Origin of the sequence: Robiginitalea marina (assembly GCF_024006985.1) — a bacterium.
GTDB lineage: Bacteria > Bacteroidota > Bacteroidia > Flavobacteriales > Flavobacteriaceae > Robiginitalea > Robiginitalea marina.
On record NZ_JAMXIB010000001.1, the window covers coordinates 382,346 to 404,573 of the forward strand.

17 protein-coding genes are annotated in these 22,228 nt (G+C 55.3%); 3 read left to right on the plus strand and 14 right to left on the minus strand.

The window, feature by feature from the left end; all coding sequences use genetic code 11:
* Positions 1 to 43: 43 nt before the first annotated feature.
* Positions 44 to 910: a pirin family protein gene (locus tag NG653_RS01625; RefSeq protein WP_252739910.1), complete on the minus strand. Its 867-nt coding sequence runs from the start codon at positions 908 to 910 to the stop codon at positions 44 to 46.
* Positions 911 to 957: 47 nt separating this feature from the next.
* On the opposite strand from NG653_RS01625, the gene NG653_RS01630 reads away from it, so the two are divergent.
* A complete protein-coding gene (locus tag NG653_RS01630) occupies positions 958 to 2,316 on the plus strand; it encodes a serine hydrolase domain-containing protein (protein WP_252739911.1) in 1,359 nt (452 codons plus the stop codon).
* Positions 2,317 to 2,551: 235 nt separating this feature from the next.
* Here NG653_RS01630 and NG653_RS01635 read toward each other — a convergent pair whose 3' ends face one another.
* From NG653_RS01635 to NG653_RS01655, 5 genes are all read right to left on the minus strand, one after another.
* Positions 2,552 to 3,394, minus strand: a complete 843-nt coding sequence (locus NG653_RS01635) for a 1,4-dihydroxy-2-naphthoyl-CoA synthase (RefSeq protein ID WP_252739912.1) — start codon at positions 3,392 to 3,394, stop codon at positions 2,552 to 2,554.
* Positions 3,395 to 3,446: 52 nt separating this feature from the next.
* Positions 3,447 to 4,688 (minus strand): glycosyltransferase, encoded by a 1,242-nt coding sequence (locus tag NG653_RS01640; RefSeq protein WP_252739913.1) that lies wholly within the window; start codon positions 4,686 to 4,688, stop codon positions 3,447 to 3,449.
* A gap of 9 nt (positions 4,689 to 4,697) precedes the next feature.
* Positions 4,698 to 6,209 carry a DEAD/DEAH box helicase gene (locus NG653_RS01645; protein WP_252739914.1) on the minus strand — a complete coding sequence of 504 codons (1,512 nt, stop codon included), beginning with the start codon at positions 6,207 to 6,209 and terminating at the stop codon, positions 4,698 to 4,700.
* Positions 6,210 to 6,323: 114 nt separating this feature from the next.
* Complete coding sequence (locus NG653_RS01650; protein ID WP_252739915.1) at positions 6,324 to 7,253, minus strand: 2-hydroxyacid dehydrogenase; 930 nt, start codon at positions 7,251 to 7,253, stop codon at positions 6,324 to 6,326.
* Positions 7,254 to 7,262: 9 nt separating this feature from the next.
* Positions 7,263 to 7,775 carry a DUF6155 family protein gene (locus NG653_RS01655; RefSeq protein ID WP_252739916.1) on the minus strand — a complete coding sequence of 171 codons (513 nt, stop codon included), beginning with the start codon at positions 7,773 to 7,775 and terminating at the stop codon, positions 7,263 to 7,265.
* Between the two features lie 174 nt (positions 7,776 to 7,949).
* Here NG653_RS01655 and NG653_RS01660 point away from each other — a divergent pair, with 174 nt between their 5' ends.
* Complete coding sequence (locus NG653_RS01660) at positions 7,950 to 8,813, plus strand: sigma-70 family RNA polymerase sigma factor (protein WP_252739917.1); 864 nt, start codon at positions 7,950 to 7,952, stop codon at positions 8,811 to 8,813.
* Positions 8,814 to 9,242: 429 nt separating this feature from the next.
* Here the strand turns inward: NG653_RS01660 and NG653_RS01665 are convergent, their stop codons facing one another.
* The 6 genes from NG653_RS01665 to NG653_RS01690 are packed head-to-tail and all read right to left on the minus strand — an operon-like array spanning position 9,243 to position 18,594.
* Positions 9,243 to 10,463: a YaiO family outer membrane beta-barrel protein gene (locus NG653_RS01665; protein WP_252739918.1), complete on the minus strand. Its 1,221-nt coding sequence runs from the start codon at positions 10,461 to 10,463 to the stop codon at positions 9,243 to 9,245.
* Positions 10,460 to 12,817: a sulfatase-like hydrolase/transferase gene (locus tag NG653_RS01670; protein ID WP_252739919.1), complete on the minus strand. Its 2,358-nt coding sequence runs from the start codon at positions 12,815 to 12,817 to the stop codon at positions 10,460 to 10,462. The genes NG653_RS01665 and NG653_RS01670 overlap by 4 nt, the downstream gene beginning before the upstream one ends.
* 10 nt (positions 12,818 to 12,827) lie before the next feature.
* A complete protein-coding gene (locus NG653_RS01675; RefSeq protein WP_252739920.1) occupies positions 12,828 to 14,255 on the minus strand; it encodes a glycosyltransferase family 2 protein in 1,428 nt (475 codons plus the stop codon).
* Between the two features lie 7 nt (positions 14,256 to 14,262).
* Positions 14,263 to 16,455, minus strand: coding sequence for a HEAT repeat domain-containing protein (locus NG653_RS01680; RefSeq protein WP_252739921.1), 2,193 nt, complete (start codon positions 16,453 to 16,455; stop codon positions 14,263 to 14,265).
* A 28-nt stretch (positions 16,456 to 16,483) separates the two neighbouring features.
* On the minus strand, positions 16,484 to 16,855 hold the full coding sequence (locus NG653_RS01685) for a response regulator transcription factor (protein ID WP_252739922.1): 372 nt from the start codon (positions 16,853 to 16,855) through the stop codon (positions 16,484 to 16,486).
* Between the two features lie 8 nt (positions 16,856 to 16,863).
* Positions 16,864 to 18,594: an ATP-binding protein gene (locus NG653_RS01690; protein ID WP_252739923.1), complete on the minus strand. Its 1,731-nt coding sequence runs from the start codon at positions 18,592 to 18,594 to the stop codon at positions 16,864 to 16,866.
* Positions 18,595 to 18,740: 146 nt separating this feature from the next.
* Here NG653_RS01690 and NG653_RS01695 point away from each other — a divergent pair, with 146 nt between their 5' ends.
* Positions 18,741 to 20,036, plus strand: a complete 1,296-nt coding sequence (locus NG653_RS01695; RefSeq protein WP_252739924.1) for a dipeptidase — start codon at positions 18,741 to 18,743, stop codon at positions 20,034 to 20,036.
* Here the strand turns inward: NG653_RS01695 and NG653_RS01700 are convergent.
* Positions 20,027 to 20,428 carry an acyl-CoA thioesterase gene (locus tag NG653_RS01700; RefSeq protein WP_252739925.1) on the minus strand — a complete coding sequence of 134 codons (402 nt, stop codon included), beginning with the start codon at positions 20,426 to 20,428 and terminating at the stop codon, positions 20,027 to 20,029. The two genes, NG653_RS01695 and NG653_RS01700, sit on opposite strands and share 10 nt — an antisense overlap.
* A gap of 300 nt (positions 20,429 to 20,728) precedes the next feature.
* On the minus strand, positions 20,729 to 22,081 hold the full coding sequence (locus NG653_RS01705; protein WP_252739926.1) for an NAD-dependent succinate-semialdehyde dehydrogenase: 1,353 nt from the start codon (positions 22,079 to 22,081) through the stop codon (positions 20,729 to 20,731).
* Positions 22,082 to 22,228 lie beyond the last annotated feature (147 nt).

Sequence of the window (22,228 nt, forward strand, 5' to 3'; positions counted from 1 at the left end):
GAAGGTAGTCCTTTCCCCTGAATTCTTCAAGGCCAGTGGCCGGTCAGGGCGCGGGGATGAAGCTTTCTTCCCCTTGCATCATGGGAAAATCGCGCCTGTTCCAGGCTTCCCGGGCTTCCCGGATCCTTTCGGGGTCGGTAGCGACAAAGTTCCAGTTGATAAACCGCTCTTCCTCAAAGGCTTCACCCCCGAAAACCAGGAGGCGGGACCCGGAAGCCAGCGACACATTGCAGGGATGGCCTGGTTTGCGATACAAAATACTTCCCTTTTCGATCTCCCTGCCACAAGCCGACAGGTTTCCTTCGACCAGAATAAGCCCCATCTCCCCGTACAGCCCCTTTGCCAGGTCCAGGGTAACCGGTTCCCGGGTATAAAGGTCCAGGAAAAACAGGTTGGAATAGACCGGAACCGGGGAACTGTGGCCGTACGCCTTGCCGGCAACCAGGGTAAATGAACACGGGCCATCCTCCCATTTGGGGAGCTCGGAGGCATCTGCGTGGAAGAATTCGGGTTCCATTCCTTCGCGGGCTGCCGGCAGGGCCACCCAGATCTGGTACCCGTGCAGGATAAATTCGGCCCCCCTGAGGTCGGCAGGGGTTCGTTCCGTATGGCTGATCCCCTTTCCGGCGGTCATCCAGTTTACCGATCCCGGGTTGATGCGCTGCCGGGTGCCCAGGCCATCACGGTGCTCCAGTTCCCCTTCAAACAGGTAGGTCAGCGTCGAGAGGCCGATATGGGGGTGCTGGCCAATATCCATATACTTCCCAGGCGAGAGGCGTACCGGGCCCATGTGGTCAATAAAAATGAAGGGGCCTATCATTTTCTTTTTGCGGAAAGGAAGGAGCCGGCCCACAATAAAGTCCCCGATGTCCCTGCCCCGTTCGGGGATAATCATTTCAGTGTTTGACATGGTTCAATCCCTTATCTTTGAGAAACCCTAAAGTTACTGAATCCATCATGAAAAAAACCTTGAAAAGGGTTGGCCTCCTCCTTTTGTCTGCAGGGGTCGTCCTGGGAATTATTTTTTTTACCCAGTATCCGAAACTCACCGTAATCAGCGGATACGCCGCCAAAGACATGGCTTCGCAGGTATTCCTGGCCGGCCGTGACCCTGAATCGGTGAGGGACAACGACCTCCAGGTGCCGCTCATTTCTCTCTCTGAAGCGCAGGTGGATGGGGAACATCGCGCGGCCTCCGCCAGCGTCTTCGGGCTACAATCCAGGACAGCCGTCTACAGGCAGGGCCTCGGCAGCGTTTTGCTCCCCAAAGGTACCGCCTTACCCGAGAAAGCGCCAAGCCCCAAAAGGGTCATGACCCCTTCCCCCCTGCCCTATCCCATGGGCCAGGCAGCACCCGCAGATTCCATTATCCCGGGGGTTGATTACGGGCAACTCCGCAAGGGAATCGACCAGGCGTTCCGCGATCCGGAAATCCAGCGGACCCGGACCGTGATGGTCCTGTACAAAGGCCATCTGGTGGGGGAACGCTACGTGGAGGGCTTTGGCCCCGATACCCCCGTGCTGGGGTGGTCGATGACCAAAAGTGTGCTGGCAACGGTGTACGGGATTTTGGAATACCAGGGAAAAATAGAATTGGAAACCCCCGCCCCGGTACCCTCCTGGCAGGGGGACGAGAGAAAAGGAATCACCTTTGACCACCTGCTCAGGATGCAAAGCGGGTTGGCATGGGACGAGGATTACTCCGGGTTATCCGATGTTACCCGCATGCTGTTCCTGGAAGCTGACATGGCTGCCAACCAGGCCGAAAAGTCCCTGGCGGGGCCTCCCGGCAGCCTGTGGAATTATTCTTCCGGCACCTCCAACCTGCTCTCGGGGCTCCTTCGCCAGCAGTTTACAACCTATCAGGACTACCTCGACTTTCCCTACAGGGAATTTATCGACCGCATCGGGATGCATAGCATGGTCCTGGAAACCGATTTTTCCGGGAGTTTCGTAGGGTCTTCCTATGGCTGGGCGTCTACCAGGGACTGGGGTCGGTTCGGGCTGCTATACCTGAGGCGGGGCGACTGGTTCGGGGACCGGCTTTTTGACACGGACTGGGTGGATTATGTGACCCGTCCGACCCCGGGATCCGGGTCCCGGTATGGGGCGCATTTCTGGCTGAATGCCGACAGGGGCTTCCCGGATGTGCCTGAAGATATGTTTATGGCCAACGGACACCAGGGCCAGCATGTTTTTATCATCCCCTCCCGGGAACTGGTGGTGGTGCGTACCGGCCTGGCCGAAGGCCCTGATTTTGATGCAAATGCCTTCCTGCGGGAAGTTTTGGCTGCCTTTCCCGGGGCACAGCCATGAACACGAATATCAGCATTTCCCGGCAGGACAAAGACAGCTTCCGGCTGCTGCCCACAGAAAAGGCGGCTTTCACAACAAAATATTTTACACCAGGGGTAAAGGCCGTAGGTTTACTTCATCCTTAAAATCAGGGAGTAAATTTTTTCCATTTTCATATAGTGTTCTCGTTAAAGGGTCCTGGCACATCACCAGGGCTCTTTTTGTATCACAGTTTTTGAAAATGGGATTATTGGGATCAGGGAATCCACTTATCCTTCCCGAAATCGGGCTTTCGTTTTTCCAAAAAGGCATCCCGCCCCTCTTTGGCTTCCTCGGTCATATACGCCAGGCGGGTGGCTTCGCCGGCAAACACCTGCTGCCCTACCATACCATCGTCGGTCAGGTTCATGGCAAACTTCAGCATTTTGATGGAAGTGGGCGATTTGGCAAGGATCTCCTGAGCCCACTCATAGGCGGTTTCCTCCAGTTTTTCGTGGGGGACCACGGCATTTACCATTCCCATTTCAAAGGCCTCCCTTGCGCTGTAATTCCGGCCCAGGAAGAAGATTTCCCGAGCCTTTTTCTGCCCCACCATCTTGGCCAGGTAGGCCGAGCCATACCCGCCGTCAAAGCTGGTGACATCCGCATCGGTTTGCTTGAAAATGGCATGTTCCTCGCTGGCCAGGGTCAGGTCGCAAACCACGTGCAGGCTGTGCCCCCCTCCCACGGCCCAACCCGGGACCACGGCAATGACTACCTTCGGCATAAACCGGATCAGCCGCTGCACCTCGAGGATGTTCAGCCGGTGATACCCATCCTGCCCCACATAACCCTTGTGGCCCCTGGATTTCTGGTCTCCGCCGCTGCAAAAGGCATAGACCCCGTCCCTGGGCGATGGGCCCTCCCCGGTGAGCAGCACCACCCCGATGGAAGTGTCTTCCTGGGCGTCGTAGAAGGCCCGGTAGAGCTCGCTGGTGGTCTGGGGGCGAAAGGCGTTACGCACTTCCGGGCGGTTAAAGGCGATACGCGCCACGCCGTTTGCCTTTTTATAGGTAATGTCTTCAAAATCTCCGGCCTTTATCCAGGGAATATCCTTCATGGCATTGGTGTATTTGGTGTGGTAATCGGAACCCAAAGATAATACCCCTGCCTTAATTCTGGTGGCTTTCCTTTGCTTCGATCCATTTCGATAGGTAGCGGAGGCGGTCAAAGGCCTGGTCGCGCAGCAGCCGCTGGATGATAAGGGCTTCCTTTCCGGCCTTCCCGGGGCGTTTGCTTACTTGCCCGAGAGCAAGGTCCAGCCTCCCGGTCCCGTAATGCGGGGCTGCGGCTTCGGACAAAGCGCGGAGGCACTGGTCCCAGAGCGCCTGGTCCCGGTAAAGCGCCACCGCCTTTTTTGTGAATTCCCCCGGGGAATCTGCCCGCCAGGGGCTTTGGGGGTCCGCCTCAAGAATGCCCTCCCAACCCACGCTGCTGGTAAGGGTGGGAAGCCCGAATGAAAGGGCCGAGAGCAGTTTACCCTTGATGCCCGCCCCAAAACGAAGGGGGGCGAGTTGCAGGCGTGCCCCCTGCATTACGGGTCGCAAGTCGGGGACCCAGCCCAATACCTCGAAGCCCAGTTCCGGGGCGTGTAAATCCAGGATGGCCTGGGGCAGGTAGGCCCCGCAGATGTGAATGGGCACCCCTGGCAATTCGGCCGACAGGGCTGGCCAAATGTGTTCCCTGAGCACGGCAATGGCATCGAGGTTGGGGCGGTGCCTGCCGTTGCCCACAAACAGGAACCCCTCCCGTTCCCCGTGGGAAGGCTGCCGGCCGGTTTCCTGAGGCATCTGGAATGGGCAGTAAAACAGTTTGCCTTCCAGGGAAGGCAAGTGGGTAAGCAATAGGTCCATTTCCGCCCTGGAGATGATCAGGCTCAGGTCACATCGGAAGATACTGGCCAGTTCCCTGGGGAACAACGGGTCAGCTACCCAGTCCTCCGCCTGCCAGGCCATCCCCCGGGCGAGGGCTTTTTCGCGGGAATGCCGAAGGGCATGAAGGTCTTCCGTGTCGAGCACCAACCGGGCCTTCGGGAGCACCTCCCGGACCCGCCAGCCAAATTGCTCTTCGGTCATGAAACGGTCGAAAAGGACGGCATCGAACCGTTCCTTGGCCAGAAATCGGTCAAAAGAGTCATGGTTCAGGCGGATGGGCAACATGCGGATCCCCATGGCTTCCAGCGGGGTCCCGTACAGGCCGGGGGATGCAGCACTGGCAAAGGTTATTTCACACCCTGACTGCTGAAAACTGCGGAGCAGCTGTATGATGCGCACCCCTGCTGCGGTAGCCCGGGGCTCAGGCCATTGGTGGCCGATGACCAGCAGCTTTTCGTTTTCAGGTGTTTCAGGGTCCATGGATCGGGGTTACATCCTGGCCGCATACATTTGGGAAATGCGCAGCCGGAGCTTTCGCTCATAATCTTCCTGCAACCAGTCGCGGTAGTTCTGTGTATTGTTCATGATGCAATAGGAATACTGCTTCACGCGAAACTCTATTTCCTCCTGGAGCAGTTTGGCCAACATGCGCGCCTGGAAAATATCGGCGCTGTTTTCCACACACATACGGGCGTGCTGTTCAATACTGCGCTCCAGCACCTCCTTGGACTTGCGTCCCTGGGCAAAGGTTTTCTTGTACTCTTCCTTTACATCGTAATCGATCACCTGGCTCTTGCTGAACCGTTCGCGCAGTGCCTCGGGCATCTCATAGATGAATTCGCGCTCGATATCTTCATCATTTCGGATGTTCTCGAGGTAGAAATCCGGAAAATGGAATATTTCCTGCCAGTCGAGGGGGGCGTCCCAGGGACCGAATCGGGCAATGTTGTTCCCCAGGTCCACGACCGTAAACTCCTCTTTGTCCTTAAGGATGCGCGATCCCCTGCCGATCATCTGGAAGTAGAGGGTCAGGGAGCGAGTCGCCCGGTTCAGGATTATGGTTTCCACTGAAGGCTCATCGAAACCCGTAGTCAGGATGCTCACGGAAGACAGGATGGCATCGGGGGTCTGCGAAAACCAATCCAGGATCTCGCGCCGTTCTGAGGCCGTATTCTTGTTGTCGAGGTGCCTCACCGGATAGCCCGCCTTCCGGAACGTCTCATATACATATTTGGACGTGCTGATCCCGTTGTTGAAGATCAGGGTCTTGGTCCCCCGGGCCAGTTCTTCATAAGCCCCCAGCAGTTTGCCCAGCATCTGGTGGTTTCCATAAAGGGCATCTGAAGACTTTACGGTATAGTCGCCATTGATGCCCAGCTTCAGGGTTTTCAGGCTTACATCGTAACTGTACATCTTTGCGCGGGCCAGGAATTTTTTCCGGATCAGCGAAGCGATGGATTCCCCTACAATCAGCTTCTTGTAGTGGTCCTTCATCGGCAGCTTGATGTTGGAACTCAACGGGGTGGCCGTAACCCCCAGGATGATGGATTTCTCAAAGTATTTAAACAGTTTCCGGAAGGAATTGTAATGGGCTTCGTCTATAATCACCATGCCGATCCCATGCAACTCGATCGCCTTTTCCTGCAGCCGGTTGTTAAGGGTCTCCACCATAGCGACAAAGCACTGGTACCGGTCTTCATCGGTCAGTTCCTTGACCTCGCTGCTGATGATCTTGTTGTGGACCCCAAAGCCCTCCAGCATCCGGGAAGTCTGAAGGCTGAGCTCAATGCGGTGCGTCAGCACCACCACCTTCCTGCCCGTCTCTTCGATATACCGCCGGGCAATTTCCGAAAACACCACGGTTTTACCCCCTCCTGTTGGCAGCTGGTACAGCAGGTTGAGGTCGTCCGGGGACTCCTTCAGGCAATTGAAAATCTTGCCCAGGTCTTCCAGCTGGTAGTCATAAAGCGTTTTCTCCGAAAATGCTGTTTTTGAGCCCAAAGGTCCCGTTTTTGCTTGTATATACGCCCGGCCACCGAATTGTTGCCGGATCAATTGGCAAAACTAGTTGATTTTTGTCCCATGGAGAAATCCGAAGCCCAAAATCCTTCCGGATCAATAGCCGCGGTGTCGGGAAACCCTATTCTTCAGAGGCTGTCCCTGGAGTAACCGGTAGTAGTTTTCCACGATTTGGAACACCACTGAATCCGGGTTGGAAACACTGGCCACGTGGGGCGTCATGTGGACCAGGGGGTGCCCCCAGAATGGGTGGGACTCAGGCAGAGGTTCCACCTCGAACACATCCAGGCATGCCCCGGATAGGATCCCCTCATCAAGCACACGGAGCAAATCGGGTTCCACAAGTAGCGGGCCCCGGGCCACATTAATCAGATAAGCCCCGGCGGGCAACTCCCGAAGGAGCCCCTGGTTCAGGATGCCGCGGGTTTCCGGGGTAAGGGGCAAAAGGCAGACCAGCACCTGGGCCTGTTTTAAAAAAGCCCCCCGTTCCCCCTCCCCCGCAAAAACGGGGAACCGGGTTTCAGGGCGGCTTTCCCGGGTCCAGCCCACCACGGAAAACCCGGCGGCCAGGAGGAGTTTTGAAACCGCAAGGCCCAATTTCCCCAACCCCATGATCCCTACCGTCACCTCCGGAATCCTGCGATACGGTTTCGGTTGCCATTGGACGGCAGCCTGTTGGGTTTTATAGGCCATCAGGTTTTTGAGGTGGGCCATTACCTGGGCCAGGACGAATTCAGCCATGTCGGCGGCCAGGTAAGGGTCGACCACCCGCATTACGGGGATGTCTGTGGGCAAATCGGGATCTTCCAGAATAAAGTCCACCCCCGCGCCCAGGCCATGGACCCCTTTCAGGTTGGGGTATTGCCGCAGGCTGCCCCGGGGATGTTTCCAGACGGCTGCCATAAGGATCTCCCCGCTATCGGTATCCTCCCCTGCTTCCAAAACGCGCAACCCCGGATCAGCCTTCCGGAAGGCTTCTTTCCAGGCACCGGTTTGCCCGTCATTGCGAAGGAGAATTATGGCCATTGGTTCTTTTCAGTTTTCCAGTAAATCCACAAAATCTGCATATGCGCCCGCAGGGGGCCACCCGGATGCCTCCGCAGCCCTGGCCACGTTGACAAACCGTTCTTTTTGATCCCTGTAAAGGCCGTGGTCAGCCAGATGCCCTCCCCACTCCCTGAATGACTTGTACATGCTCCGGAAAAATGCTTCCGGACACCGGCGCTCCCGTTCGTATTTCAGGGCGGTTTCCAGGTTAAACGCCATAAGGTCTGCCATCAGGGACGGATCCACCCCCAGGGTACGGAAATGGCGGAGGTAGCGATGGGCCACCGACCTCCTGGCCCGGGCCCTTTTGCGGCGCCGGGGGAAATACTCCTCCAGGACGCGCATTTTGGCCTCCTCAAGCAATTTTTCTTCCTTCGGGTTGAACACAAAATCGTAATACCCCTTAACCTCCGGAAACCGGTCATACAAATCCAGCAGGTGTTCTTCCAGCGCTTCCCTGGGCAGGTCGGTAAGGTATTTTTTAAGGGCGCGTTTACTCATGCCCCGCCAAAATAATCAAGAATCCGGTGAATTCCGGCAGTCCGCCGCGGGAATTGTCCTAAATCTTTGTGAAATACTCATAAATAGTGTAAAACTCAGGGGGGGTTCCTTTGGAAAAGAGCAAATAAAACTGTATTATGAGAGGATGTTAACCCTTAATCCAAATATTCATCGATGAGGCAACTAAAAATTGTCAAGCAGGTCACTAACAGGGAGTCCAAATCCCTGGACAAGTACCTTCAGGATATCAGTAAAATAGATTTAATCACCGCCAATGAAGAAGTAGAACTCGCTCAACGCATCAAACAAGGCGACCAGATCGCCCTTGAAAAGCTCACCAAGGCAAACCTCAGGTTTGTGGTTTCCGTGGCCAAGCAATATCAAAACCAGGGATTAAAACTTCCCGACCTGATCAATGAAGGGAATGTGGGGCTCGTTAAGGCGGCCAAGCGCTTTGACGAAACCCGCGGATTCAAATTCATCTCCTATGCCGTATGGTGGATCCGGCAGTCCATCCTGCAGGCGCTGGCGGAGCAATCCAGGGTGGTACGCCTGCCCCTGAATAAAATTGGCTCCATCAATAAAATAAAGAAGACCTTTTCCTACCTGGAACAGGCCCATGAACGCCCGCCCTCGGCTGAAGAGATCGCCAAGGAACTGGACATGTCGATCAATGAGGTGCAGCAATCCATCAAGAACTCGGGAAGGCATGTTTCCATGGATGCCCCCCTGAAGGACGGGGAAGATTCCAACCTTTATGACGTGTTACGGTCAGGGGAATCACCAAGGCCCGACAAATCCCTCATGCTGCAATCGCTGAACACTGAGATCAACAGGGCCCTGGAAACGCTGTCCCCCCGCGAAGCCGACGTAATCAAACTCTATTACGGGATCGGGGACCAGCAATCGATGACCCTGGCCGAAATCGGCCAGACTTTCGACCTGACACGGGAGCGGGTCAGGCAAATCCGGGAGAAGGCCATACGGAAGCTGAGGCACAATTCGCGGAGTAAATTGCTCAAGGCCTACCTCGGGTAGGCTCCAATGAAAAAAGCGGCCCTTTCGGAGCCGCTTTTTTCGCATTGTACACTAAAACATTAAGAACAACTGAGCTTGTTGATTTCGAAGCCTGCCAGGATTTCGTTCAAATGGTGAAGAAAATCCATGTAGGCAGCGTTTTCGCGGGGTTCGTTTGCCATAAGATTCGGGTTTTTGATTTCCGGGGAGTTACAGGTAGTCTACCCCGGCCAATTCGTTTACACTGAGGATTTCGTTTAATTCCCGGAGGAAATCCAGATATTCCTCCCCGTAGGTGTCATAAAGCATAATAAGAATCAGGTTAAGTTTGCCAGAGTATTAACGACCGGAATCTGCGATCTTGTATGTATTTACCCTCATTTTAAAGGCCGAAAAAGCATATTTGTGGTGAAACCCCAAATTTTTGTGGGCAATGGTGTTACTACCTGTTCAAATCTTCAGGCTATAGGTAAGTCCCCCGCCAAGGATCCACATAAAGGCCCCGGGCTCCAGGACGTATTCCTGCCGGCTGATTCCCAACCTGGCCCTGTAGCGGTGTTGCCCGCCACCGCCTGAAAACTGGTACTCCACCCAGAACTGCTGGGCTTCAAGGAAAAGGAGGGTTTCGGCAATTAGGGTGGTGCCGTTGCCCAACTGCCTGAGTTCAGGGCTGAACCCGTAAGCGAGGGACACCCCCAGGTACTGGTCGGCATCCCCCAGGTATTTCCGGGCCAGGACACTTCCCGACACCCCGGGCCCGCGCCCCGAGGCAAAGGCCAAAAAAGGCCTGAAACTCACGTAGTAGTTTCCGCGATAGAACCCAAAGGAAGCCGTATACAGGGACGCCTGGCTTTCCCGGAAATCCATATACCGGACGCCCAGGGAGGCCTCCATGGCCCTGGGAAGGTTAGCAAACAGTTCCAGCCCGCCCCGGTGCCTGGGAAACAAATCCGAATCCGAAAACCCGTAATTCGCATAGGCGTAGAAGGCTTTTGAAATTCTGGGGTACAGGTCGAGCTCATACTGCACCCCATTGCGGCCAAAACGATGGCTGTAATTGATCCTGGGAAGGGCTTTCCCAAGCGCATGGTGTTGTTGGTATTCCAGGCTGCCATAATACATGGCATCGTAGTACCGGTCAAACGCCTCCAGGGCGTTGGATACCGAAATCATGGGGTCCTTCCCGGATTCGCGCCTTTCTGTTGGCTGCCCCTTATCCTGCTGCGACTGCAAATCGGCGGTAACCTGCACCCCGATGCGCTCCAGGGCATCGCTGTGGCCGAGGTAACCCAATGCCTTGTTGGCCAGCCCAAGGGCCAGGGAGGGATTTCCGGCTTCCAGCTCGTTTTGTACGGCGTCCACCCAGATATCTTCACGGTCCCGGACCCGGGAGGTAACGCGGTTATAATGTTTCCGGGCTTCTTCATGCGCCCCTTCCCATCGGTAGGTGTTGGCCAGGAAAGCCCTCACATCGTGGTAATCGGGATAATGGCGCAAAATTGCCTCCAGGGTATCCCGGGCCTGTGGGCTTTTCCCTGCAAAGGCAAGGTCCCTTGCCAGGGCAAAAGCCCCATCCGGGTCTGAAACAGCCGATATCGACTGCGCCGACAGGGTCCACGACCAGAGGTAGAGAAACAACATCAGGCTTAAGGCATACCCTTTTCGCATCATGATCCCCATTCATTGGCAGCCATGGGTTCCCTTTCCCCCGTATGTTCGGGTTCGGCCGGGTGGTTCCCCATGGCTCGTTTAACTTTATTCTCAAGGACTTCGCTTCCCTTCAGGTGTGTTTCTATGGAAGGGACAAGGAACAGGGCTTTTTCATGCTCCCCTCCCCAATGGTAGACATCCATTAACGCTGAATAGCCATCTTCATATAGCGGATACTTCTGGACAACCTGCTCCAGGAGGCCTGCAGCCCCTTCGTAATCGCCATTCCAGGCCTTAATGCGGCCCAGGAGGATTTCCGTATCCACATGTCCGGGTACCCGGGCCAGAATAAAGCGACAGAGCTGCGCTGCACGCTCCCGGTTCCCCTGCAGGGCCAGTTCCCTGGCCAGCTCATAAGCCCGGTCGAAGTCCGTGCCAGGAAAAACACTGTGGATCCATGCCAGGTCCATGTTCTCTATCGGGGGCACCAGGGGCTTGTAAAGCAGGGCCTGCTCAGGGATAAGTGAATTGTCTCGGGTAACATGGCGGTTTACGGCCTTAAATCGCGAAAAAGCCGAATGCAGGGAATCCCCGATATGTTCCGGGATACCGGATTCCAGTTCGAAATCCTCTCCAATATGGTACGGCCTGCCCTGGACAAGGGCGTAGTCGCCCGCCACAAAATCCGTCAGTCGGGCGCCCGGGCCCGACAGGGGTATGGTCTTTACCGCCTCCTGTCGGCCCTTGCTGGTTAACGCTCGTCCCAGCCAGGCAGCCTTCCCGGGGATGTCAAGCCCATACCGTTTCTCAAGGCTTCCGATAAGCGAAGGAGCCAGGTCGAGGTGGGAAGCCAGGGTATTGAATGTTTTGGGTGATTTAACCATCGGGCCCGCCATGATCAAAGGGACCTGGTACTGCTTCAACGGATTTTTGGACGGCACACCCGCCGGATGGTGGGTCCCTGTGAGGATAATCAGGGTGTTGGGGTATTTTGTGGATTTGCCGAGTTCCAAAATAAACCTCCTGAGGCAATCGTCTGCATAGCGCATGGCGGCCATCCATTCGCGGTTTTTCCTGATAAACCGCTTTTCCCTGCGGGAGAACGTTTGGCTTTCGAGCAGGGAATCGACTTGGGACTGATACCGTTCCGCCCCCGGGATCAGGTAGGGGCTGCGGGAACTCAGGGTCTGGAAAACATCGAAAGCAGGGTTATGGAGTGGCACCCGGGTATTGAGGTACCGTTCATAGAGGACGTGGTCAGGGTACCCCAGGGAGTTTCCGGCCCCATCCTCCCGTTGGGGGGTGTAGCCCCTGCCAAAAGATTTCCGGTCGGTGACTTCGTCGGTCCGCTCCTGGAAAAGGAACCGGTCCCACCCAAAGAGGGAAGCATTGCCCCCATACTGGAAACTGGTGCGGTATCCGTTGCTTTTCAGAATCGAAAACAGGGTGAGGCGCCAGGGGAATTCCTCCTGTTGCATAAACCCCGTTTCCCCCGGCGGGAGGGAACCTGTGGCCAATGGAAGGGTTTCCACCCCCGTCCGCGCATTGGCCAGGTAGCGCTTCCAGTAAAGCCCTGAGGTGCGCAAGGAGTCAGCGAAGGGCATGAAGGCTTTAAAGGGGGCATTTTCCCCGACAAAGTCGGAGGACAAGCCTTCCATAAAAACCATCATGATATTCGGACGGGACTCCGGCCAGTCCAGGAAAGGCCCCAGGACATCTTCCGGGTTCCATTCAGACCATAGCGGGTAAGGATCTTTCCCTCGATAGACCTCCCCGTCGGCGACATGCCGGCTATAGTCCCATAGGAGGAATTGCGTTTTATTCCGGTTCACCGGGCGCTGCTCCGAAAGCAGGGTTCCCAGGAACAGGGCGAAAAGCACGATGGTTAACGGGTACATACGCCCGATCCATTGGGGCACCCTGCCGCTCCACCGGTAAAAAAGGTAAAAGGCACCTCCAAGAAGGAGGAGGGCCAGAAAAAGGTTCAGGGCCCACAGACGGGGTAACTGCCATCCGCCCGAATGGCCGGCCAGCTCGAAACGGGTGAGGTAAACCTCTGTGAGCAGGTATTCCACCCCCAACAGGCCGACAAAAACCATTCCAAGGATCCGCATCCCCCATCCGGCCCTGGCATTCTCGATAGGGTTGAAGGCAAAAGCACAAATCAGGGCCACCAGGGATGCATAACCCAGATGGTGGATCCCTAGCATCAGAAGGTTTGCATTCAGGGCTGAATCCAGGACCCCATCGGCATACAGCCGTATTTGCTGGTAAACCCCAAGCAGGAGCAACCCCCCGAAAAAGGCGAGGACCAACCGGGTATATCCTTGTAACCCGGCGGCCTTCTGATCCCTGCTCTGTAGTTGTGCTTCCATATGGTATGGCCTATGCCTTTACAAATCCTTTCCTGACCTGTACGCCCCAACCCGCCCTGATCCGGAAGAGTTTCCTGTAATTCCCGCGAATGGCTGCCCAAACCACGATAGGGTGGAATACAAAAGGCTCCACCAGGGCGCATCCGATCAGGATTAGGATGTCCCTGGGCCTGGTATACTGGTTATACGACCAGACTTCCCACAAAATCGCATTCAGGGAAAACAATACGGCAAAGGAGTAAACGCAGAGCGAAATGGCCAGGAAAAACTCCAGGTACAGGATGCCCAGGTACCAGAACAGGAGAATGGTTAAAAATCCAAAAAACTCCAGCAGGGGGGCGAGCCATTCATAAAACAACCAGTAGGGATAACTCAGCATCCCCAGCCTGCCGTACCTGGGGTTAAAGAACATGTCTTTGTGGCGATACAGGGTTTCAAGGTTCCCGCGGGCCCAGCGGTCCCTCTGGTTGACGAAAATTTTCGGGTCTTCCGGTACCTCGGTCCAGCAGAGGGGGTCCGGGAGGTATTCAATGGTATAGGGGATCCCCTTATCGTGCATGTGGCGCCTCATGCGGAAAATGATCTCCATATCCTCCCCCACCGTATTGGTATCGTACCCTCCTACTTCCAGGGCCAGTTGGCGGTCAAAAAACCCAAAGGCCCCTGAAATGATCAACAAACTGTCTATCCTTCCCCAGGCCATCCTCCCGAGCAGGAAGGAACGGGTGTACTCCAGCAATTGGAACCGCGCCAGCCAGCTTTTGGGCAGGCGGATTTCCTCCAGGGTACCCCCGTCAATTTTGCAGGAATTGGCCACCCGGATAACGCCCCCTACGGCGATCACCCGTTTCCTCGATCTTTGAAAAAAGGCCCTCACCACATAAAGCAGGGCGTCGGGATGCAACAGGCAATCCACATCGATACAGCCGACATAAGGGTTTTCAGACAGCAGTATCCCAGCGTTAAGCGCGTCTGATTTGCCCCCGTTTACCTTGTCGATTACCGTTAATTTTGAGAATGACTTTTGCCTGGACTTATAGATGCCCCGGATCGGTTTGGATGGCCACAGCGGGTCGATTTCCCTTTCGATTTTTTCGAGGTTATACGCGCTGATCAGTTGTTGCAGGGTGTCGTCCCGGCTCCCGTCATTGACCACCATGACCTCGTAATCCACATAGCGCAGGGACAGCAGGGACCGGACATTTTCCACAATGGTCAGGGCTTCGTTGTAAGCCGGGGCAATAATGGTGATCCCCGGGGCCAGGGGCGATGCCATCAGGCGGGAAACCTCCCCCATGCGGTTCTTTTTTCGGTAGTGAAGGGCATTCCTGGAGGCCAGGTACCCCATGGCGGTAAACAGGCTGAACAACACCCCCGTAAACACCAGGAAAACGATGTTGATGTATTCAAGCAGTATTTGAAAAGCCTGGCTATTCATTTGATCTTTAATGGTTTCCCTTTAGGTAACCCAGAAAACGGAGGTATCCTCCGACCAGGGGGGATACTTCCGGGGTATTCCGGTTTATTTTTTCGCTTTCGCCTGTAAAATCAGGGATAAAACTGAACTCCGTTTCTTTTTCTGCCGTCTCCTTTCGCCCCTGATTTACAGGGAGGTCCTTTTTCTTTGTCGCGACCCCCTTGCGGCGTTTTGGGGCCCAGAACCTCATGGAGGTGCGCGCCTCAGGGGGTACGGGGTCCTCCCCCAAACGGGCGGCCAGCAAGGCGTGGATCTTGCGGGCCTTCCGGCTTACCTTGGGGTCCGGGTCTTCGAACAGGTCCATGAGGAGACCGAGTTCCTTCTCCCCTCCCACTTCCGGGATTTCATCGAGGAGGATCAATTTGGAATCCCGGTCACAGGTGCGAAAGAATTCATTGAAAATGGAAAAAGCAGGTAGGTCCTCACCTTCCTTAAGCCTGTTTTCCTGTTGTGGGTTTCCTTCAACCTTTTCACCCCAGGCAGGAACACCGGCTTCAATGGCATCGGCAAGCACCCCGAACTCCGGGAATATTTCGGGGTCCTCCCAACCGGGATTTATTTCAGCCGCCTCTGAATCGCTCACCAAAGGGATGAAATCGGTGCGAAAGACCGCCCCGGTCTCCTGGAGGTCTTCCAACAGGAGTTCCTTGAGCATCCGCACATATCCTGAGTCCTGCGGGAGAATGTCTGCAATCACTTCCAGTTTCCGGATGCGCTCCGGGATTGTTTCTTCTGGTTCCATGTTGGTTTGGATTAGGGTAGTGTCGACAACCAGGGGTAAAAAGCTGGCGGAAGGTGCCCCGGGAAAAAATCCGGTGATGACGGCAGAACGGATTTCTGCCCATTCCTGATCCAGGCAAAGGGCGAAGAGTTGTTCGTCCTGCGGGCTCCAATCTTCCGGGGGGGTAGTTTCCGGCGGGGGGGTTGTAAAATAGGCCGTTGCCTCATGGGTGCCCGGGGCTTTCAGGCCCCCGGCCATTGAAAAATCAGGCCTTAACGAAAAGGGGATCTGTACCGTTTGCCCACCCTCCCCGGCGTTGGGTGCAGCTGCCTGTACTTCCTCCCCCTTCCCGGGGGCAGCCCGGTCTTCCGCATCGATCCCGGATATTCCAGCCGCAACGATATCTTTAGTCGGAAGAACCGTATCGGGCTCCAGGCTGTTGATCACGGCCCCGGCCTTGCTGCGGACCAAAAAACTCGGGTCGGACCCCGCCTGCCGGTAGAGCCAGTCCAGGTCACCGGGTGCTGCTATGGGCTCAAGGGCGCTTAGGATCTGTACCTTCAGTTCCGGGGAAGCCTTGATAAACAGCGATTTGAGGGGACCTGAAGCCTCTGGGAACTGAAATTCCCGAATGCATTCCAGGGCAGCTCCTTTGATGGTTGGGCAGCGATGGTGGAGTAAGGTGATAATGGCCGGGGCGGCATCGTTTTGCCGGTAGTGCCTGATCAGGCGCAGGGCAAACAAAACCACATCGCGGTTTTCCGAGATCAGCCACCGCTTGAACCGCGGGGGGTCGAACGCTTCGCGCTGCTGAAGGATTTCAAGGAGTTTGACCTGTTGCCATTCCGAGATCCGGTGGCGCACCGTATCCAGGAAATAGCTGATCCCTTCCTCCCTGAGGCTCACAGTAGCCAGTTGGGCCTGTTTGCGTACAATCCCCCTGGGGTGGTTGATATGCTTCCGGATAAAGGGGTAGGCCTGCCCGACCTGCATCTCAGTCAACTCAAGGATCCCGCGGGAAATTCGCTCCCACCTCCAGTTCTCAAGTTTTTTAAAAGCGTCCAGGTGAAGGCCAAGGTCCTGGTAAAGGCGAAAGAGCCGTTCCCGCACCTCCCCGGAAACATCGTACCTGAGGTCCATTAACACCTCGGCCATCACCTCCCGGTTCACGGGGATTTTCAACAGCTCGCGAATTTCTATCTTCATCCGGATATAGGCCTCCCGTTCGCCTACATCGGTATCTTGCTCGAAGAAAAGGAAATTGCTGATCATAGGGGCCAGTTCCCGTTTCCGGAGCTGCACCTTTGCGCTTTTCCCCGACAGGCGGGACCGCAAAATGAAAATAAACAGGAAATACCCCGCGGTGATGCCGCCGAACAACGTCCCGAGGTCCCACAAAAGATCGATGGGGATCCCGGGAACCTCCAGGATGGGCAACATCAGGTATGTCTTTCGGGATCCGTTCAAATTATGTGTTCCTGAATAGTTTTCCGATCCGCACAAGCAATTCTGTGGGGCTCAACGGCTTGGATATGAAGTCGTCTGCGCCAAGGTCAAAGGCGTTGAGGATATTGGCCTCATTGCCCGCCGTGGAAATGATGATCACGGGCACCTTCGATTTCATCGTATTGCGCAGGTAATCCACCAACTCGATCCCCGAAAAATATGGCATCATAATGTCACTAATGATCAGGTCGGGCATTTGCCTGCCCAGGTAGGTTTTCACTTCCCGTCCGTCTGTAGCCAGGTCTACCCGATATCCCCCCTTTTCAAGGCGGTATTTGATCAGGGAGGCCAGCATTTGGTCATCTTCAGCCAGTAAAAGCCTTTTTGAGTGCATTGCGCTATTTATTTCCGGCGGTTCAATTCGATTTCCAACGCCTGCTCCACTTGTGGGTAAAGGGCCAGGAATTCCTGGTATGCCAGGTTAATCTGCTGCAGGTCCCTCCCCTGTTCACTGTACTTGTAAATGGACTCCACCAGGCCCAGCAGTGAGCCGGCGCGGATCATCTTAAGCCCCGGTTTTATTTTATGCGCCGCATCCTTTATCGCTTCAAGGTCTTTCCGACCGAGGTGTGTTTTCATTCGTCCGGCAAATTCCAGCAAATTGTTTCTGAGCAAGCCCACCAGATCCGCGAGCAGGTCGCGGTTACCCATGCATTCCCTTTCAAGGTCTTCAAGGCTTACCAATGTCGCCGTGCGGTGTTTTTCCAGGGGACTGTCATCCCGGGCCTGCTCCCTGCCCCTTCGGAAATACGCAGCCATTTTCGAATACAATTCCTCAGGGCTGTAGGGTTTCAGGATGAGGTCGTTCAGGCCCGACTGCCGGAACCGGTCGCTGTCCGCTGCCGTAAAGTCTGCCGTTACAGCAATAATCGGGATGTTCCTAACCCCTGCGGAGGAGTGGCTGCGCACCCGGCGGGCAGCTTCAAAGCCATCCATTTCCGGCATACGCAGGTCCATCAATATAAGGTCGATGGGCTGATCGGCCAGCAGGCGGATACCAAACGGGACTTTCAGGGCGTGGAAAACCTTGCAACCCCATCCCTTAAGGCGGGTTTCCAGGAGCTTCTGGTTCAAAGGGTTGTCCTCAAAAACCAATACCCTGGCCCCCTGTAGCCGGCAGTGCCCCGGCTCCCTGGCCGGCGCTTTGGGAAGTTCCCGGGAACGACCCGTTTTATAGGGCAGTTCGAACCGGAAGGCCGTTCCTGCGCCAACGGTACTTTCCACACCGATGCGCCCTCCCTGTTGTTCGATGAGTTTTTTAACAATGCTCAGCCCCAATCCGTGCCCTGCCCCAGCCACTTCCGGGGTCTGCCTGGCCTGGTAATAGGGCTTGAAGATGTGCGGCAATTCATCAGCGGGGATGCCAATGCCAGTGTCCCTGATTTCAAAGGACAGGGTACAGGTGTCAGGGTTGCGCAGGGCTTTCACCTCCAGGGTAATTTCCCCGCGGGAGACGTATTTCACCGCATTGCCGAACAGGTTGAGCAATACCTGGCTAAGTTTCGAAGGATCCCCCACCAGTACCTCGGGCAACTGTGGGCTGATGGCAGTTTTAAAAACCACCTCCCTGTTGCCGAGCGACCGCTTCACGAAATCCCCGGCCTCCTCCAGGATCTGGCTGATCCTGAAGGGGACTTCCACAACGGCCTCCCGGCCTGCTTTAAGGCGGGTATACAGCAAAAGTTCGTTGACCATTCCCAACATGGACCTGGAGGCTGCCCCTATGGCCTCGGCATACTCCCGTTGTTTCGGGCTAAGGGTGTCTTCCCTGAGCAGGTCCGAAAAGCCAATGATGCCATTCAGGGGGGTCCGGATGTCATGGCTTACGGCAGCAATCAGGCTGTTGGTCTCCTGGGGGGCCTGATCCTGTTGCTGGGGAATGGGGTGCCCATGGGTGTGGCCCTGGCCCGGGGAAGGCTTCCAGAGCTGTGTTTCGAGGTGGTTCCTGAACTGCTCGAAGGAAGCTTTCAGGGCCGTGGCCTCCCTGGCCGTTAGCTGATCGAAGGAAAACCCTTCAAGGGCGAGTTGGAGGTCGGCGAGCTGTTCAAGCAGGTCTTTGGATTGGATGGGCATAGAAATGGGCTGAAAGGATCGTTTTTATCGGTAATCTGCATTTAGTCCCTAAAAATCCGTATTTGGGCATGCCCCGACAATTAAATGTTCCCTATCTTTCCGTTCCTGTTGTCAAAACCGATTTAGTTGTAGGTAAAAACATGTGCATGAGCCGTATAGTACTAATAACTTCCCTGGGAATCCTGCTGGCCTCCTGTCAGGGTGGGGAAAAAGAAAAACAAGAAATCAGCCTGGAAGAAAAAGCCCGACAAATCCACGAAAAGGTAATTACGGTGGATACCCATGTCGACATTAACGTAAAAAACTTTACCGATAGCCTGAATTACAGCCAGCGTCTCAGCACGCAGGTAAACCTGCCCAAAATGGAAGAAGGGGGCCTCGACGTGGCCTGGTTCATCGTGTACACCGGACAGGACTCCCTGACCGAAGCTGCTTACACCAAAGGGGCAGCCAATGCCATGGCCAAGTTCGATGCCATCCACCGGCTTTGCGCGGAAATTGCCCCGGACCGGATCGGCCTGGCCCTGAATGCCGCGGAAGCCAGGCAAATCCATGCTTCCGGTCGCAAAGTAGCCATGATCGGGGTCGAAAATGCCTTTCCCATGGGGGAAGATCTGTCGAACTTTGAAAAATACTATGAAATGGGGGCGCGCTATGTCTCCCTGGCACACAATGGCCATAGCCAGTTCTCTGATTCCAACACCGGGGAAGCGGATAGCATCTGGTTACACAATGGTTTAAGTGAACTTGGCAAAAAAGCTGTTGTTGAGATGAATAGACTCGGGATAATGATTGATATTTCCCATCCGTCAAGGGAAGCAGTCCTCCAAATGTTGTCCCTTTCAAAGGCCCCCATAATTGCGTCCCATTCCTCGGCCCGTGCCCTGTGCAACCATAGCCGGAACCTGGACGATGAGCAACTGCTGAGGCTGAAAGAAAATGGTGGGGTGGTACAGACCGTGGCTTTCAGCGCCTATTTGAACACGGAAAAACACGAAGCCCGGGCTGCGTATATGGCGGAGACAAGAAAGGCAATAGCCGATTCCCTGGGGCTGGAGTGGTTCGATCGCTCCCAGTTCCGCAGCCTTTCGGAGGCCCGGCAGGAGGCCTTCATGGAAAACTACCCTAAAGTCGTCGCGCTCGCCGACAGCCTGGCGGCAAAACGTTCCGATGCCCCCCCGGCGGTGGACGTAGCTGATTTCGTCGACCATATCGACTACCTGGTGGACCTGATCGGGATCGACCATGTGGGGATCAGTTCCGATTTTGACGGGGGTGGCGGGATAGCCGGCTGGTCAGATGCCTCGGAAACCTTTAACGTAACCCTGGAACTGGTGCGGAGGGGATATTCCGAAACAGACATCGAAAAACTTTGGGGCGGGAACCTTTTCAGGGTGATGGAAGCGGTGCAACAGGTGGCGGATACCTGGCCTCAATCCTGATCCTTCGAAGCCAGCCTGTCCTTTACAAATTCCACCCGGGTCTTTCCATGGGCTTTCGGTTTGCCGTCAGCCCCCAGGTTAACCAGGATCAGTTGATCGACCGTAGCGATGGTCTCGTGCGACATTTTATTGCGGGCTTCGCATTTCAGGGTGATGGAGGACTTTCCAAAGCGGACGGCTTCAATCCCTATTTCCACGATGTCTCCCTGTGCCGGGGCACTGATGAAATTGATCTCCGACATGTATTTGAGGACAATCTTGGGATTCTCGAGTTGAATGATGCTGTACAGGGCTGCCTCCTCCGTGATCCAAGCCAGCAATCGCCCCCCGAACAAGGTGCAGTTGGCGTTAAGGTCTTCGGGTTTGATCCATTTTCGGGTATGAAATCTCATAGGTACCAGGATTACCCGTAAAGATAGGGCCTTCCCGGTTTGGGTCCGCTTTGTGGCACCTAATTGCCCTCACTTTTTCCAAATCTTAAAATTTGTTAAGCAAAGAATAAATTTTTGCCAACACACTGCCCGCCTTTTTTCCTAATCCCTTATTTTTAAGAAGCTAAGGTAAACACCCATGCAAATCCTGGTAAAAATCATCCTGATCCTTACCCTCACCCTGCTGCAGCACTTGTTCTGAAGGAGGCTTCCAGAGGCAGGGGTTATAAATGCCCCATTCCCTTTGGCCAGTTCCTTTGGCTAAGGGATATAAACCGTTTTTACATTGACAAATTCCCTGATGCCCTCAACGGACAGTTCCCTGCCGTACCCGGAATCCTTTACCCCGCCAAAAGGTAGCCGCGGATCGCTTTTGACCATGCTGTTTACAAATACAGCCCCTTCTTCCAGCAGCGGGATCATCCGCTGCACCCGGGCAGGGTCCCGGGTAAAAAGGGAGACTCCCAGCCCAAACCGGGATTTCCCGGCCAGGCGCAGGGCCGCTCCCTCATCTTCAAAGGTAGACACAGCCAGCAAGGGGCCAAAGGTTTCCTCCCGGAATACGGGCATGGATTCCGTCACCCCCAGCAGTATGGTGGGTTCAAAAAAGGTCCCTTCCCGCTTTCCGCCACAGGCGAGCACAGCCCCCATATCCAGGGAGTTTTTCATTTGGGCTTCCAGCTGCCCGGCCAGGTCTTCCCGGGCCATGACCCCGATGTAGGTTTCGGGATCCATCGGGTCTCCTGCCTTAAGGGCCCTGACCTGTTTGAGAAGCTTATCCGTAAATTCAGCCGAAATCGACTGGTGAAGCAGCAGGCGCTTGGTGGCGATACAACTTTGGCCGGTGTTCTGGAAGCGCGATTCAATACAGGTTTCCACGGCTTTATCCAGGTCTGCATCGGGAAAGACGATCATGGCATTGCTGCCTCCCAGCTCCAGGACCGTTTTTTTGAGGTATTTCCCGCAGAGGGCTGCCACTGCAGCCCCGGCCCGGGTGCTGCCCGTAAGGGTGAGCGCCCTTACCCTTGGGTCGGCCAGCACCCCCTCGACTTGTGGTTCCCCGATATAAAGCGTTTGGAAGACCCCCGGCGGATAACCCGATTCCTCAAAGAGTTGCTGGAGCTCCCCGGCACATTGCCATACGTTGGGGGCATGCTTGAGCAGACAGGTATTGCCCGCGCTCAGGGAGGGGGCGGCAAACCGGATGACCTGCCAGAATGGGTAATTCCAGGGCATGATGGCCAGGACCGGACCCAGGGGTTCAAAGCGCACATAAGAGCGGGCCGCTTCGGTGGATTCAGTCCGATCTTCCAGGAAGCGGGCTGCGTTTGCAGCATAATAATCACACACCCAGGCACATTTCTCGACCTCTGCCAGGGCCTGTGTAATGGGCTTGCCCATTTCAACTGTTATGGTTCGGGCGTAGTGGTGCTTGCCCGACCGCAGCTTTTCCCCGACCCTTCGCAACAAAACAGCCCGTTCTTCTGTTTTTTGAAGCCTCCACGCTTTGAAAGCCTGCCCTGAATCCGCAACTTTTTGATATAGGGTCTCATCGGTAATAGCAGTAAAATGGCATAGGGCTTCCCCGGTGTAGGGATTGATGGAAGTACTCATAGTTTACACTTGGAAGATTGCTGCGGTTCCTAAAGATACGGATTTCCCGCCCGCAGAAAAATCCGGGCCGGCGGCTGCAAAAAAGCCCTGACTGTTCATAAAGCCGTTAACAACTTCTCTTCCCGTTTCGGGGCCCGGCAGGGGTTT

What these genes read in the sequence shown, in the direction of transcription:
- NG653_RS01650 (WP_252739915.1), bottom strand. Translation starts at nt 7,253, where the DNA reads ATGGCCATAATTCTCCTTCGCAATGACGGGCAAACCGGTGCCTGGAAA.
- NG653_RS01695 (WP_252739924.1), top strand. Translation starts at nt 18,741, where the DNA reads ATGAGCCGTATAGTACTAATAACTTCCCTGGGAATCCTGCTGGCCTCC.
- NG653_RS01660 (WP_252739917.1), top strand. Translation starts at nt 7,950, where the DNA reads ATGAGGCAACTAAAAATTGTCAAGCAGGTCACTAACAGGGAGTCCAAA.
- NG653_RS01685 (WP_252739922.1), bottom strand. Translation starts at nt 16,855, where the DNA reads ATGCACTCAAAAAGGCTTTTACTGGCTGAAGATGACCAAATGCTGGCC.
- NG653_RS01670 (WP_252739919.1), bottom strand. Translation starts at nt 12,817, where the DNA reads ATGGAAGCACAACTACAGAGCAGGGATCAGAAGGCCGCCGGGTTACAA.
- NG653_RS01665 (WP_252739918.1), bottom strand. Translation starts at nt 10,463, where the DNA reads ATGATGCGAAAAGGGTATGCCTTAAGCCTGATGTTGTTTCTCTACCTC.
- NG653_RS01625 (WP_252739910.1), bottom strand. Translation starts at nt 910, where the DNA reads ATGTCAAACACTGAAATGATTATCCCCGAACGGGGCAGGGACATCGGG.
- NG653_RS01680 (WP_252739921.1), bottom strand. Translation starts at nt 16,455, where the DNA reads ATGTTGCCCATCCTGGAGGTTCCCGGGATCCCCATCGATCTTTTGTGG.
- NG653_RS01655 (WP_252739916.1), bottom strand. Translation starts at nt 7,775, where the DNA reads ATGAGTAAACGCGCCCTTAAAAAATACCTTACCGACCTGCCCAGGGAA.
- NG653_RS01630 (WP_252739911.1), top strand. Translation starts at nt 958, where the DNA reads ATGAAAAAAACCTTGAAAAGGGTTGGCCTCCTCCTTTTGTCTGCAGGG.
- NG653_RS01690 (WP_252739923.1), bottom strand. Translation starts at nt 18,594, where the DNA reads ATGCCCATCCAATCCAAAGACCTGCTTGAACAGCTCGCCGACCTCCAA.
- NG653_RS01640 (WP_252739913.1), bottom strand. Translation starts at nt 4,688, where the DNA reads ATGGACCCTGAAACACCTGAAAACGAAAAGCTGCTGGTCATCGGCCAC.
- NG653_RS01700 (WP_252739925.1), bottom strand. Translation starts at nt 20,428, where the DNA reads ATGAGATTTCATACCCGAAAATGGATCAAACCCGAAGACCTTAACGCC.
- NG653_RS01635 (WP_252739912.1), bottom strand. Translation starts at nt 3,394, where the DNA reads ATGAAGGATATTCCCTGGATAAAGGCCGGAGATTTTGAAGACATTACC.
- NG653_RS01705 (WP_252739926.1), bottom strand. Translation starts at nt 22,081, where the DNA reads ATGAGTACTTCCATCAATCCCTACACCGGGGAAGCCCTATGCCATTTT.
- NG653_RS01675 (WP_252739920.1), bottom strand. Translation starts at nt 14,255, where the DNA reads ATGAATAGCCAGGCTTTTCAAATACTGCTTGAATACATCAACATCGTT.